Origin of the sequence: Massilia aurea, from assembly GCF_040790145.1 — a bacterium.
GTDB classification, from domain to species: domain Bacteria; phylum Pseudomonadota; class Gammaproteobacteria; order Burkholderiales; family Burkholderiaceae_D; genus Telluria; species Telluria aurea_C.
Map to the genome: position 1 here is coordinate 210,022 of NZ_JBFMMP010000004.1, position 13,591 is coordinate 223,612.

The 13,591-nt window shown below is 62.1% G+C and carries 12 protein-coding genes; all 12 read left to right on the forward strand.

Annotated elements, in window-relative coordinates; translation table 11 throughout:
- The first annotated feature begins 612 nt into the window (after nt 1-612).
- The gene (locus AB2N08_RS09085) at nt 613-1,278 is read left to right on the forward strand and encodes an energy transducer TonB (protein WP_367610316.1); all 666 of its coding nucleotides are present in this window, start codon (nt 613-615) and stop codon (nt 1,276-1,278) included.
- A gap of 84 nt (nt 1,279-1,362) precedes the next feature.
- Complete coding sequence (locus tag AB2N08_RS09090) at nt 1,363-2,307, forward strand: MotA/TolQ/ExbB proton channel family protein (RefSeq protein WP_367610317.1); 945 nt, start codon at nt 1,363-1,365, stop codon at nt 2,305-2,307.
- A gap of 3 nt (nt 2,308-2,310) precedes the next feature.
- Nucleotides 2,311-2,730: an ExbD/TolR family protein gene (locus AB2N08_RS09095; RefSeq protein ID WP_367610318.1), complete on the forward strand. Its 420-nt coding sequence runs from the start codon at nt 2,311-2,313 to the stop codon at nt 2,728-2,730.
- A 74-nt stretch (nt 2,731-2,804) separates the two neighbouring features.
- Nucleotides 2,805-3,239 (forward strand): ExbD/TolR family protein, encoded by a 435-nt coding sequence (locus AB2N08_RS09100; RefSeq protein WP_367610319.1) that lies wholly within the window; start codon nt 2,805-2,807, stop codon nt 3,237-3,239.
- 70 nt (nt 3,240-3,309) lie between these two features.
- Nucleotides 3,310-4,539, forward strand: coding sequence for a tetratricopeptide repeat protein (locus tag AB2N08_RS09105; RefSeq protein ID WP_367610320.1), 1,230 nt, complete (start codon nt 3,310-3,312; stop codon nt 4,537-4,539).
- Nucleotides 4,540-4,906: 367 nt separating this feature from the next.
- Nucleotides 4,907-5,878 (forward strand): bifunctional riboflavin kinase/FAD synthetase, encoded by a 972-nt coding sequence (locus AB2N08_RS09110; protein ID WP_367610321.1) that lies wholly within the window; start codon nt 4,907-4,909, stop codon nt 5,876-5,878.
- Between the two features lie 114 nt (nt 5,879-5,992).
- Entirely contained in the window at nt 5,993-8,878 is a 2,886-nt protein-coding gene (gene ileS, locus AB2N08_RS09115) for an isoleucine--tRNA ligase (protein ID WP_367610322.1), read from the forward strand.
- A gap of 18 nt (nt 8,879-8,896) precedes the next feature.
- The gene (lspA, locus tag AB2N08_RS09120) at nt 8,897-9,439 is read left to right on the forward strand and encodes a signal peptidase II (RefSeq protein ID WP_367610323.1); all 543 of its coding nucleotides are present in this window, start codon (nt 8,897-8,899) and stop codon (nt 9,437-9,439) included.
- Between the two features lie 19 nt (nt 9,440-9,458).
- Nucleotides 9,459-10,679, forward strand: coding sequence for a bifunctional phosphopantothenoylcysteine decarboxylase/phosphopantothenate--cysteine ligase CoaBC (gene coaBC / locus AB2N08_RS09125; RefSeq protein ID WP_367610324.1), 1,221 nt, complete (start codon nt 9,459-9,461; stop codon nt 10,677-10,679).
- 18 nt (nt 10,680-10,697) lie between these two features.
- The gene (dut, locus tag AB2N08_RS09130) at nt 10,698-11,147 is read left to right on the forward strand and encodes a dUTP diphosphatase (protein ID WP_367610325.1); all 450 of its coding nucleotides are present in this window, start codon (nt 10,698-10,700) and stop codon (nt 11,145-11,147) included.
- An 18-nt stretch (nt 11,148-11,165) separates the two neighbouring features.
- A complete protein-coding gene (locus AB2N08_RS09135; RefSeq protein WP_367610326.1) occupies nt 11,166-12,263 on the forward strand; it encodes a M48 family metalloprotease in 1,098 nt (365 codons plus the stop codon).
- A gap of 241 nt (nt 12,264-12,504) precedes the next feature.
- Nucleotides 12,505-13,506, forward strand: a complete 1,002-nt coding sequence (locus AB2N08_RS09140; RefSeq protein ID WP_367610327.1) for an XdhC family protein — start codon at nt 12,505-12,507, stop codon at nt 13,504-13,506.
- Nucleotides 13,507-13,591: the final 85 nt, after the last annotated feature.

Genomic DNA, 13,591 nt, shown 5'->3' on the forward strand with positions numbered 1-13,591 from the left:
CATGTTGGCGCTGTCACATCTACGTCATGGCAATATGGTGGTGAAGTACCTAGCAAAACTAAGTAATATAGTTTGGGTTCAAGGGTGTGGAAGCTCGCAGCTTTCATTCCTGTCAAGTTGAACTCGTGGTTGAACACACGGTTGACCTGTCTCAATGGTGATTACTGGTATAGTTTTTTTCCATACCTTGTGCAGGCAATTGGCGGTTCCAGGCGGTTTGCTCGCCGGGTGGGGACAGAAAGAATGGCTATTGTTTGCAGAAAAGCCATTATTTAGTCATAGGAAATTTGCCAGAGATCTGTTTTAACGATAATAATTTGGCGAAAGTGGTCTGTGCACTGATCTTCCACGTGATGAGGAGAATCGATATATAAAACTACACATTTTCCGGACTGCCAAGCCCCGCTGTATGGCCCATCCGTTCTTGTATAGATGAGCTTGTTTGCGTGCATTTACAAGCAGTTAGCGACCCTTTCGGCGCCGTAAAAATGTATGTGCAAAAAAGAATTCGTAGGTATAATTCCTCGAATGTCCCGGATGCGGCTCTAGGTTTCCGTCGTATTTAGTGGGTTTGGTAGCAACAAAAAAGAGTTGGCATTGGAGAAATATGGCATGAATTTTTCGAACGAAAAGCAACCCGGGAAAAATTTCACAGGATTCATCGTTGTTCTCATCTTCCACATCCTTGTGGGTTGGGCACTCGTGGCTGGCCTGGGTACCCGGATCGTCAGCACGGTGACCGAAGCTGTGGAGACCAAGCTGATTGAAGAAGTGGCTCCACCGCCACCACCGGAAACCCCGCCACCGCCGCCACCGCCGGAAATGAAGGCCCCACCGCCTCCATTCATCCCGCCGGTCGAAGTGCAGGTGCAGCAGCCGCCACCGCCGCAGAACGTGATCGCCGCCGCGACGCAGACGCCGCCACCGACCACGTCGCTGGCACCGCCTGCTCCACCGGCACCACCTGCGCCGCCAGCACCACCGGCACCGCGTGGCGTCAGCCGCAGCGAGGCAGTAGCAGACTTTAATACTTGCGCACGTCCGGAATATCCGCGTTCGTCGCAACGCAATGAAGAAACGGGTACCACGACCCTGCAGTTCCTGATTGGTGTCGATGGTCGCGTGTTGGAAGCCAAGCTGGCGAAGTCAAGTGGCTTCCGAGACTTGGACCGGGCCGCGCAATCGGCTCTGAGCAAATGCCGATTCAAGCCAGCCATGATCGATGGCAAGCCGGAACAGGCGTGGACAGCGGTGCAGTACGTCTGGACGCTGGAATAAAACCGGGACAAAACACCGTCTCAACCTTTGATTGTCGTTGTCGTAAGTTCAGCGAACTGTCTATTTAAATATTTTGGAGGAAGCATGTTTAAGAATACCCGTTTGTCCGCTTTCCTGGCGGCTGTCCTGTTGTCGGTAACCGCAGCATCGGCGCTGGTGTCGGCACCAGCCTTCGCTCAAGAAACCCCGGCAACCGACGCAGCAGCGCCAGCAGCGACCGACGCAGCTGCACCAGCTGTCGATCCAGCGGCTGCTCCTGCTGCCGACGCTGCTGCTGCTCCGGCTGACGCCGCTGCACCGGCTGCTGCTCCAGGCACCGAAAAAACCGAAGAAGTCTACAACCCGTACGGCCTGCAAGCCATGTGGGAACACGGCGACTTCGTCAACAAGGGCACCCTGATCATCCTGTCGCTGATGTCGATCGGTTCGTGGTACATCATCATCACCAAGCTGATCGATCAGCAAAAAGTGATGGGCCAGTCGAAAGAAATGCAAGCCAAGTTCTGGAAAGCACCGTCGATCGCTGCTGGTTCGGCTCAGCTGAAAGAAGGTTCGCCATTCCGCTTCATCGCTGAAACCGGCACCAAGGCTACCCAGCACCACGACGGCGCCCTGCTCGAGCAGATCGACCTGTCGACCTGGGTCACCATGCAGATCCAGCGCTCGGTCGACCGCGTCCAGTCGCGTCTGCAAGATGGCCTGTCGTTCCTGGCAACCGTTGGTTCGACCTCGCCGTTCATCGGTCTGTTCGGTACCGTCTGGGGCATCTACAACGCACTGACCGCCATCGGCATGTCGGGTAACGCATCGATCGACAAGGTTGCAGGTCCAGTCGGTGAAGCACTGATCATGACCGCCTTCGGTCTGTTCGTTGCAGTTCCTGCCGTCCTGGGTTACAACTGGCTGGTGCGTCGTAACAAGACCGTCCTGGAAGACATCCGTTCGTTCTCGGCTGACGTGCACTCGGTGCTGATCTCGGGCGCAATGTCGACCTCGAACGCAGCCGCCAGCGCCAAAAAGATTGGATAAATTATGTCGATGAGTGTCGGATCCGATAACGGAGAAAATGAGCTGAATTCAGAGATCAACACGACGCCACTCGTTGACATCATGTTGGTTCTGCTGATCATCTTCCTGATCACGAGTCCGGTGGTTCTGAAGCTGCAGACCGTTGCACTGCCTGCAGAAGAGAACCAGGTCACCCTGACCAAGCCGGAAGACGTAAACATCACCGTCAATAAAGACGGCGAAATGTACTATAACCAGCTGCACCTCGCGAACACGGACGAACTGTTCAAGTTTCTCGCGGAGCAGTCGGTGAAAGTGCCGCAACCGGCAGTGAAAGTGCGTGGCGACCAAGAGGCCAAGTACGAAGCGATCGGCCGGGTCATTTACACGGCACAACGTGCTGGGGTGCAGAAGGTTGGCTTCGTCATCGAGCCACCGGGCTGATAGCCCTGCACGCGGCGCCAGGCTCATCGAGCCGGGCGCCGCGCCCTTCTCCCGACATTTGAAAAGGAAACACCATGAGTATGAGCGTAGGTTCGAGCTCCGCCAAGGATGCTGATCCGGAACCGATGATGGAAATGAACATGACGCCGTTGATCGACGTCTTGCTCGTTCTGATCATTATGCTGATTATCACGATTCCAAAGCAGAACCACTCGGTCAATCTGAACATGCCGACGGGTACCCCGCCACCGCTGACGGATGTCAAGCCGGTCGTGGTCACCATCGACGTGGACTTTGACGGCACCATCCTCTGGGATGGCGAAGTGATCCCTGATCGTGCAGCCCTCGAAGCGAAAATGAACGCAGTCGCAGCAATGGCTGACCAGCCTGAAGTGCACTTGCGTCCAAATAAGCTGGTAGAGTATAAAGTTGTGGCCGGCGTGATGGCATCTGCCCAGCGCATCGGCGTCAGCAAAATCGGCATGGTCGGTAACGAGCAATTCCAGTAATCGTTCCATGTTTTGACCACACGGCAGGGCTACCCCCTGCCGTGTCCATTTTGAAATAAGGATTGTTCAGATGATCAAGTTCCGTCTCGCTCACCTCAGCATCGCAATGGCCGCACTCGGCTTCGTTGCCGCCACTCCGGTGATCGGTTTGTCCTCCGCTGTCGCTGCAGAAGCCTTGCGCGCGGAAATCGGTAAGCCACTGCAGCAAGCCCAGGCGCAAATGAAGCAGGGCAAGCACAAAGAAGCACTGGCAACCCTGCGTGGACTGGACAAAGTAGGCAACAAGACCGCCAACGAAAGCTACACGATCGAGCGCGTTCGCGCTGCGGCAGCTTCGTCGGCCGGCGACTATGACACCGCTGCCAAATCGTTCGAAGCACTACTCAATTCGGGCAAGCTGAACGCCAACGAGCGTTCGCAATTCTCGGAAGGCCTGGTCGGCATCTATATGCGCGCCGGCGATCTGAACAAAGCCAACAGCACGATCCAAACGCTGCTCAAGCAAAACAACGATCCGAAGCTGCGCGCTTACCTGCTGCAGAACTACTACAAGCAAGGCAACACCGCCGCGCTCGAGCAAGAACTGCGCACCATTGAAAAAACCGGCCGCCTGAGCGAAGATCAGCTCGGCATGCTGGCCAATATCCAGCTCAAGAAAAACGATACGGCCGGCTACGTCCGCACGATCGAGAAGCTGGCAGCGAGCTATCCGAAGGCCCAGTACTGGACCGACCTGCTCAACCGCGTCCAGCGTCAGCCTGGTTACTCGCAGCGTCTGAACATCGACGTCTACCGCCTCAAACTGGCCAACAACCTGCTCAAGAAGCCAAGCGAGTTCATGGAAATGGCCCAGTTGGTACTGCAGGCGAAAGCCCCGGCTGAAGCGCTCAAGATCATCGACCGTGGCTACAAGGCCGGCGCCCTGGGCACCGGCACCGACGCTGCGCGCCACCAGCGCCTGAAAGAACTGGCCGAAAAGAACCTGGCCGAGCAGAACAAGAACTTCGCCGCACTCGAAGCCGAGTACACCGCCGCCAAGGACGCAGACCAGATGGTTGGCCTGGGTTATGCATTGGTGCAAGCTGGCCAGGCCGACAAGGGCCTGAAAATGATGGAAGCGGCGATCAAGGCCGGCGGCCTGCGCAATGCCGAAGAAGCCAAGCTGCGTCTGGGCGAAGCCTACGCCGTGGCCGGCAAGAAGCAGCAAGCCATCGCTGCGTTCAAGACCGTGGGCGGCAAGGACGGCACCGCGGAACTGGCGCGCTACTGGATCCTGGCTGTCAACCATCCACTGTCGTAATCGCTTCTCGCGATCGACCAGAAGCGCAGCTAATTCGTCGCTAGTCTGAAGACCATCATCCCCGCGCAGGCGGGGATCCAAGTCAGTTGCACAACCACCGCAATATGCGTTCGCGGTATGTGTGAAAACCTGGATCCCCGCCTTCGCGGGGATGACGGCTTTTCGGCTGACGCAATGGCATGAGCCTTCGGGCGTTTTTTTGGCGCCGTACACGTGGGCTGTGAAAGAGAACGCACCCGCGCTCGCGCAACCTTCCGCATGCCAATCATTCCTCCTATGCAACGCCCGAGTTGCCGCGCAGTTCCCGTATAATCAGGCTTTTGGCGCCGCACAAACACAGCTCGGCGCGCAACCGGAACCAGATTTGATGAAGGTATTTCGCGGACTTCCCAACGACAGGGCGCGCGCGCCCTGCGCGCTCACGATCGGCAATTTCGACGGCGTCCATCGCGGCCACCAGGCCCTGCTGGCGCACGTGCGCGGTGCGGCCGATGCGCTCGGTCTGGACGCGGCCGTGATGACGTTCGAACCGCATCCCCGCGAATACTTTGCCCAGAAGCTGGGCGACCCGTCCAAGGCCCCTGCCCGCGTCGCCAATCTGCGCGACAAGCTTGAAGACCTCGATCAGGCCGGCATCGACCGCGTCATCGTCGAACATTTCAACGAACAATTCGCCGCCATGTCGCCGCGCGACTTCGTCCAGCGCGTGCTGGTCGACGGCTTGCACGTCAAGTGGCTGATGGTGGGCGACGATTTTCGCTTCGGCGCGCGTCGCGCCGGCGACATCGCGATGTTGATGGACGCCGGCCGGGAGTTCGGTTTCGAGGTCCACACGCTCGGCGCCGTGATCCATGGCGATGAACGCATCTCGTCGTCGGCCGTGCGCGCGGCCCTGGCTGCGGGCGACTTTTGCGGCACCAGCAAACTGCTCGGCCATCCGTACGCGATGTCGGGCCATGTGATCCATGGCGCCAAGCTCGGCCGCACGCTGGGCTTCCCGACACTGAATCTGCGCGTCACGCACCGCCCTGCCCTGTCCGGCATCTTCGTCGTGCAGGTGCACGGCCTGGCCGAACAGCCGCTGCCGGCCGTGGCCAGCCTGGGCGTGCGCCCGACGGTCGAAGACGCGGGCCGCACGCTGCTCGAAGTCCATGTGTTCGACTATGCCGGCGATTGCTATGGCAAGCTGGTGCGCGTCGAATTTCTGGCCAAGTTGCGCGACGAAGAAAAATACGCCGACCTGGCCCTGCTCACGGCCGCAATCGACAACGACGCGCTGCAGGCACGCGCGTTCTTCGACCAGCGCCATGGCGCCTTGAACGCGACCGACCGAATTTGAGTGCGCTTTCGGGGCAGTCACCGACTGGCCGGAAAGCGCGTTCTCACCATCAGATTCACCCTATTCGACGCGCCGCATGGCGCCGTACACACGAACACCCAACAAAAGAACCTTATGTCCGACACCAAACAGCACAACCCTGCCAAGGGTGGCAAGAAGCCCGAGAGCAAATACCCGGTCAATATGACCGACACCCCGTTCCCGATGCGCGGCGACCTCGCCAAGCGCGAACCGGGCTGGGTAAAACAGTGGCAAGACAAGAAAATCTACGAGCGGGTGCGCAAGGCGGCCAAGGGCCGTCCGACCTTCATCCTGCACGACGGCCCGCCGTATGCGAATGGCGACATCCACCTGGGCCACGCCGTCAACAAGATCTTGAAAGACATGGTTCTGAAGTCGCGCACGATCGCCGGCTTCGACGCGCCCTACGTGCCGGGCTGGGATTGCCACGGCATGCCGATCGAGATCCAGATCGAAAAACTGTACGGCAAGAACCTGCCAACGGCCGAAGTGCTGCAAAAGGCCCGCGCCTACGCGCTCGAGCAGATCGACCGCCAGCGGGCCGGCTTCATCCGCCTGGGCGTGCTCGGCGAGTGGGACAATCCGTACATGACGATGGCGTTCAGCAATGAAGCCGACGAGCTGCGCGCGCTCGGCACGCTGCTGGAAAAAGGCTACGTGTATCGCGGCCTGAAACCGGTGAACTGGTGCTTCGATTGCGGTTCGGCCCTGGCCGAAGCCGAAGTCGAATACCAGGACAAGCGCGACCCGGCGATCGACGTCGGCTTCCCGTTTGCCGAACCGGAAAAAATCGCCGCCGCCTTCGACCTGCCCAAGCTGCCGGAAGGCGATGGCTTCATCGTCATCTGGACCACGACCCCGTGGACCATCCCGTCGAACCAGGCCCTGAACGTGGGCCCGGAAGTACAGTACTCGCTGGTGCAGGCCGAGCGTGACGGCAAGCCGCTGCTGCTGATCCTCGGCTCCGAGCTGGTCGAGTCGTGCCTGGCGCGCTACAAGCTCGAAGGCACCGTCATCGCCACCACGGTCGGCGAAAAACTCGCCGGCATCAACTTCAGGCACCCGCTGCACAAGCAGGACGCGTTCTACGACCGCCTCTCGCCGCTGTACCTGGCCGACTACGTTACCGTCGACAGCGGCACGGGCGTCGTACACTCGGCCCCAGCCTACGGCCTGGAAGACTTCGTGTCGTGCAAGGCGCACGGCATGCAGGACGACGACATCCTCAAGCCGGTGATGGGCGATGGCCGCTATGTTCCGACGCTGCCGCTGTTCGGCGGCATGACGATCTGGGAAGCGAGCAAACCGATCTGCGCTGCGCTGACCGAAGCGGGTGCATTGTTCGAACTGAAGATGTTCGATCACAGCTACATGCACTGCTGGCGCCATAAAACGCCGATCATCTACCGCGCCACCAGCCAGTGGTTCGCGGGCATGGACATCACGCCAAAAGATGGCGGCCCGACCCTGCGTCAGACCGCGCTGGCCGGCATCGCCAAGACCCGGTTCTTCCCGGACTGGGGCCAGGCGCGCCTGCACGGCATGATCGAGAACCGCCCTGACTGGACCCTGTCGCGCCAGCGCCAGTGGGGCGTGCCGATGGCCTTCTTTATCCACAAAGAGACCGGCACCCTGCACCCGCGCACGCCGGAACTGCTCGAACAAGTGGCCAAGCTGTTCGAAACCGGCGGCATCGACGCCTGGCACAATCTCGACCCGGTCACGCTGCTGGGCGAGGACGCCGCCATCTACGAAAAGAACAAGGACACGCTGGACGTCTGGTTCGATTCGGGCGCGACCCACCAGACCGTGCTGCGCGGCTCGCACAAGCAGCAACTGGGCTTCCCGGCCGACCTGTACCTCGAAGGCTCGGACCAGCACCGCGGCTGGTTCCACTCGTCGCTGCTCACGTCCTCGATGCTCAATGGCGAGCCGCCGTACAAGGCGCTGCTCACGCACGGCTTCACGGTCGACGAGCATGGCAAGAAGATGTCCAAGTCGCTCGGCAACACGATGGCGCCGCAAAAAATCTCCGACACGCTTGGCGCCGACATCCTGCGCCTGTGGGTGGCCTCGACCGATTACACGGGCGAGCTGTCGATCGGCGAAGAGATCCTGAAGCGCGTGACCGAATCGTATCGCCGCATCCGCAACACGCTGCGCTTCCTGCTGGCCAATACATCGGATTTCGACGCGGCCAAACACGCGGTGCCGATGAACGAGCTGCTCGAGATCGACCGCTATGCGATCGCTTCGATGGCCCAGTTGCAGAAGGATGTCGCCGCGCATTTCGAGCGCTACGAATTCCACCCGGTGGTCTCGCGCCTGCAGAACTACTGCTCGGAAGACCTGGGCGGCTTCTACCTCGACATCCTGAAGGATCGCCTGTACACGACCGGCATCGATTCTGCCGCGCGCCGCTCGGCGCAGACCGCACTGTGGCACATCGCGCATGCGCTGCTGCGCCTGATGTCGCCGGTGCTGTCGTTCACGGCCGAAGAAGCATGGGCCGTTTTCGCGGACCAGGAGACGTTTGCAAACAGCGATGAAACCATCTTCACGCAAACGCTGTGGACCTTCCCCGAACTGGCGGACGGCGATTCGCTGCTGGCCAAGTACGCCCTGCTGCGCCAGGTGCGCCTGGACGTGACGAAGCAACTGGAAGAAGTGCGCACGTCCGGCGCGATCGGCTCGTCGCTGCAGGCCGAGCTGGCGATCAAGGCATCGGGCGAGAAGTACCGCGCGCTGGCCAGCCTGGACGACGATTTGAAGTTCGTCTTCATCACGTCGCAGGCCAGCGTCACGGAAGTCGCAGCCGAGGCCGAGGAAGCCGTGGCGGTCGTGCCGTCGGAAGCCGAGAAGTGCGAGCGCTGCTGGCACTATCGCCGCGACGTCGGCCACGATCCAGCGCATCCGACCCTGTGCGGCCGCTGCACGAGCAATCTGTTCGGCGCCGGCGAAGCGCGCCGCTTCGCATAAGTACCGACACCACACACCATGGCAACCAAAAAGAAACCAGCGCCTTCGGGCGCCACCCTCGTCAAGCGCAGTACGAACAAGAGCGTCGGCGCCAGCATGTTCCCCTGGATCGGGCTGTCGCTGATCATCGTCCTGCTCGACCAGGTCACCAAGCTCACCGTCGAGCGCACCTTCGCGTATGCCGAGACGGTGCCGCTCACGAGCTTCTTCAACCTGATCAAGGTGTACAACCCGGGCGCGGCGTTCAGCTTTTTGGGCGACGCGAGCGGCTGGCAGCGCTGGCTGTTCCTGGGTATCGCCATCGGCGCGGTGGTGTTCTGCCTGTACATGATGAGCAAGAACGCGAGCCAGCGCCTGTTCTGCTTCGCGCTCGCGCTGATCATGGCCGGCGCGGTCGGCAACGGCATCGACCGCGTCGTGCACGGCCACGTGATCGACTTCCTCGATTTCTACTGGACCGGGATCGGCCATTTCCCGGCCTTTAATATCGCCGACATCGGCATCTCGGTCGGCGCAGTGCTGTTCGTGCTGGACGAATTCCGGCGCGTGAACAAGTCGTAACCGTGTCAGGAGAATGAGCATGGACCTCAAAGGCAAGCGCATCGTGCTGGGCCTGACCGGGGGCGTGGCCTGCTACAAGGCCGCCGAACTGTGTCGCGCCCTGGTCAAGCAGGGCGCCAGCGTGCAGGTGGTGATGACCGACGCGGCGACGCACTTCATCGGCGCCGTGACCATGCAGGCTGTCTCGGGCAACCCGGTCTACCTGGACCAGTGGGATGCGCGCATGGCCAACAATATGGCCCACATCGACCTGACCAGGAATGCCGACGCGGTCCTGATCGCGCCCTGCTCGGCCGACTTCATCCGCAAACTGGTGCACGGCGCCGCCGACGATCTGCTGTCGCTGCTGTGCGTGGCGCGCCCGCGCCATGTACCGCTGCACGTGGCGCCGGCGATGAACGTCGAGATGTGGGACAACCCGGCCACGCAGCGCAACGTGGCGCAACTGCGCGCCGACGGTGTGTGCCTGTTCGGTCCCGGCAGCGGCGCGCAGGCGTGCGGCGAGACGGGCCTGGGCCGCATGCTCGAAGCCGATGAACTGGTCGATGAACTGATCGCGTCGTTCCAGCACAAGGTGCTGGCCGGTCGGCGCGTGATGATCACGGCCGGGCCGACATTCGAGCCGATCGACCCGGTGCGCGGCATCACCAATCTGTCGTCGGGCAAGATGGGTTACGCCATCGCGCGCGCCGCGCGTGAAGCCGGCGCCGAGGTCACGCTGGTGTCCGGCCCGGTGTCGCTGCCCACGCCGCACGGCGTGCGCCGCATCGACGTGCTCACCGCGCAGCAGATGCACGATGCGGTGATGGCCGGCGTGGAAGGCCAGCACGTATTCATCGGCGTGGCGGCGGTGGCCGACTGGCGCGTCGTCAATGCCAGCGACCAGAAGCTCAAGAAGACGCTTGATGGCGCCCCGCCCGCGCTGGAATTCGCGCAGAACGCGGACATCCTGGCGTCGGTGGCGGCGACCGTGTCGCTGTCGGGTTGGCCCTATTGCGTGGGCTTTGCCGCCGAATCCGAGCAGCTTGAAACGTATGGCGCGGCCAAGCGCGAGAAGAAGGGCATCCCCCTTTTGGTCGGCAATATCGGCCCGCAGACGTTCGGGCAGGACGACAACACGATCATCCTGTTCGACGAGAACGGCCACGTGCTGCTCGAACGCGCCGACAAGCTCACGCTGGCGCGCCAGCTGGTCTCCGAGATCGGCAAGCGCCTCGAACAACGGTCCCTCCTTACCTGAATCACCGAAGAATCCGTCATGAAGAATATCGACCTCAAAATCCTCGACCCGCGCATGCAGGACCTGCTGCCGGCCTACGGCACGCCGGGCAGCGCAGGCCTGGACCTGCGCGCCTGCCTGGATGCGCCCTTGACCATCGAGCCTGGACAAACCGTCCTGGTGCCGACTGGCCTGGCAATCCATATCGGCGACCCGGGCTACGCCGCGATGATCCTGCCACGCAGTGGGCTCGGCCACAAGAGCGGCATCGTCCTGGGCAATCTGGTAGGCTTGATCGACTCCGATTACCAGGGCCAGCTGATGGTCTCGACCTGGAATCGCAGTAACACCGCCTTCGTGCTGCAGCCAATGGACCGGCTCGCGCAACTGATCGTCGTGCCGGTACTGCAAGTGGCTTTCAACGTGGTGACGGATTTCGCTTCGAGCGACCGTGGCGTCGGTGGGTTCGGCAGCACCGGCAAACAATAACAAACCATGAGGAGCACCATGATTCGCCTTCAACGCTTGCATCGATTCACCTCCACGGCCTTCGTCGTCGCCACTGCAGCATTGCTCGCCGCCTGCAGCACGCCGGGGCCAATGCAATCGTCGACCGAGCCTGGTGCCGTGCCAGTCGAACAGGCGCCGGGCAAGCCCCAGGTCACGCCGCAGATGGCGGCCGCCGCCGAACTGCTCCAGCGCATGGCTGCGCAGCAGGATCGCCTGTACCGCGTCGCCGCGCCGCTCCTGATCGACAACGCCGCGCTGTGCACCAAGCATGCGCGCAACCTGCTGGGTTTCACCGCAAAAAACCGCTACACCTATCCGGGCCAGTACAACGAAGCGGCGTGGGTGGTGCTTGGCATGGACGAGCGCCTGCAGGTGACCAACGTGTTGAATGGCAGCGGCGCGGCCAAGGCCGGCCTGCGCCAGGGCGACCGCCTGCTGGCCGCCGCCGGCACGCCGCTGCCGGAAGGCCCGAATGCATTGAGCCAGGCCGGCGCCGTGTTCGGTCCCATCGTGGCCAAGCAGGCCAGCCTGCCGCTGTCGATCGAACGAGCCGGCAAGCCGCGCGACCTGACCATCCCGGTCACGCGCGCCTGCGCCTTCGCCATTGAACTGGGCAACGCCGACAACATCAATGCGTATGCCGACGGCAGCCGCGTGATGGTCACGCGCGGCATGCTGGGCTTCGCGCAGAACGACGACGAACTGGCGTACGTGGTGGCGCGCACGATGGCGCACAATATGCTGGGCCACGCGGCCACGCAGCGCAACGCCGCCACCATCGGCAGCATCGTCGACAACCTGACCGCGATCACGCCCGATACCTCGATGCTGATCGGCAGCGGCGGCATCAAGGCGATGCCGGCGGCCGACGACGTGGCTGCCGACCGCCTGGCGATCTACCTGCTGGCGCGCGCCGGCTACCGCTATGAGGGGGCGTCAAGCTTCTGGAAGCGGCTGGCGGCGACCTACCCGGCCAGGATCCTCAACGGCTACACGGCGAATCACCCGGCCACGGCGATGCGCGTGACGGCGATCGACAAGGCGATCGGTGAGGTCAAGGGCAAGCAAAGCGGGAAAAAGCCGCTGGTGCCTTGATTGTGAGGTGCTGTCTGCGGTAACACTTCTCGACTGACTTGGGTTCCCGCCAAGGCGCCCGGCGAGGGCGGGAACGACGGTCTTCAAGTTACCAGCTACGATTGAATTTGCTGCTAGCCGCCAAACCGTCATTCCCGCGGAGGCGGGAACCCAAGTACGCCACACACTACCTCCGCACGTCCTCCCCGCTTTTTTTGTATGATTGTCCATCCCACTCACCCGCCCCGGCGACACGAACACCATGGACAGCATTGACCTCGACGTACTGAAAACCTGCGCCGCCTGGCTTGACGGCGGCCAGCGCTGCCAGCTGGTCACGGTCATCAAGACCTGGGGCTCGAGCCCGCGCCCGGTCGGCGCCACGCTGGCCATCTGCGAAGATGGCCAGGTGGTCGGCTCGGTCTCCGGCGGCTGCATCGAAGACGACCTGATCGCCCGCGTGCGCGACAACGGCATCGAAATCACCCTCCCCGACATCATCAGCTACGGCATCAGCGCCGATGAAGCGCACCGCTTCGGGCTGCCCTGCGGCGGTACCATCGAACTCGCCATCGAGCCATTGTCGAGCGCGAGCGCGAGCGGCATCAAGGACCTGCTGGCGCGCCTTGGCCAGGGCGAGCTGGTCGAGCGCAGCGTGACGCTGGCCACCGGCGCCGTGACCCTCGCCACGGCGCAGGCCACGGCCATCCAGCGCGTCGAGGATGGCGTGCTGCACACGCTGCACGGGCCGCGCTGGCGCCTGTACATCATCGGCGCCGGCCCGCTGTCGCGCTTTTTGGCCCAGATCGCGGCCGGCATGGATTACCGCGTCACTGTGTGCGACCCGCGCGAGGAATACCGCAGCGGCTTTCACATCCCAGGGGTGACGCTGGTGCATGCGATGCCCGACGACCTGGTGATCGACGCCAGGCTCGATGCGCGCAGTGCCGTCGTGGCGCTCACACATGACCCGAAGCTCGACGACCTGGCGCTGATGGAGGCGCTCAAGTCCGACGCCTTCTATGTCGGCGCGATCGGCTCGCGCGCCAACAACGCCAAGCGGCGCGAACGTCTCAAGCTGTTCGACATCACCGACGCCGAACTGGCGCGCCTGCATGGTCCGATCGGCCTGTACATCGGCAGCAAGACGCCGGCCGAAATCGCGGTGTCGATCATGGCCGAAATGACGGCCGTGAAGAACGCGGTGCCGCAGACTTTAATCATGCCGCATGCGGCGGCGCTCACGCTCGCCAGCGCCGCCTGACCTGATATCGACAGCAAGAAGCGGCTGGCACGAATGCCTCGGCCCTGCCACAATGGTCAGTTAAATAACGGCCATTTTTTTCGAC

Excerpts from the sequence above, each read along its gene's own strand:
- lspA (WP_367610323.1), top strand. The coding sequence starts at position 8,897 with ATGGCAACCAAAAAGAAACCAGCGCCTTCGGGCGCCACCCTCGTCAAG.
- AB2N08_RS09140 (WP_367610327.1), top strand. The coding sequence starts at position 12,505 with ATGGACAGCATTGACCTCGACGTACTGAAAACCTGCGCCGCCTGGCTT.
- AB2N08_RS09110 (WP_367610321.1), top strand. The coding sequence starts at position 4,907 with ATGAAGGTATTTCGCGGACTTCCCAACGACAGGGCGCGCGCGCCCTGC.
- AB2N08_RS09085 (WP_367610316.1), top strand. The coding sequence starts at position 613 with ATGAATTTTTCGAACGAAAAGCAACCCGGGAAAAATTTCACAGGATTC.
- AB2N08_RS09100 (WP_367610319.1), top strand. The coding sequence starts at position 2,805 with ATGAGTATGAGCGTAGGTTCGAGCTCCGCCAAGGATGCTGATCCGGAA.
- AB2N08_RS09090 (WP_367610317.1), top strand. The coding sequence starts at position 1,363 with ATGTTTAAGAATACCCGTTTGTCCGCTTTCCTGGCGGCTGTCCTGTTG.
- coaBC (WP_367610324.1), top strand. The coding sequence starts at position 9,459 with ATGGACCTCAAAGGCAAGCGCATCGTGCTGGGCCTGACCGGGGGCGTG.
- AB2N08_RS09135 (WP_367610326.1), top strand. The coding sequence starts at position 11,166 with ATGATTCGCCTTCAACGCTTGCATCGATTCACCTCCACGGCCTTCGTC.
- ileS (WP_367610322.1), top strand. The coding sequence starts at position 5,993 with ATGTCCGACACCAAACAGCACAACCCTGCCAAGGGTGGCAAGAAGCCC.
- AB2N08_RS09095 (WP_367610318.1), top strand. The coding sequence starts at position 2,311 with ATGTCGATGAGTGTCGGATCCGATAACGGAGAAAATGAGCTGAATTCA.
- AB2N08_RS09105 (WP_367610320.1), top strand. The coding sequence starts at position 3,310 with ATGATCAAGTTCCGTCTCGCTCACCTCAGCATCGCAATGGCCGCACTC.
- dut (WP_367610325.1), top strand. The coding sequence starts at position 10,698 with ATGAAGAATATCGACCTCAAAATCCTCGACCCGCGCATGCAGGACCTG.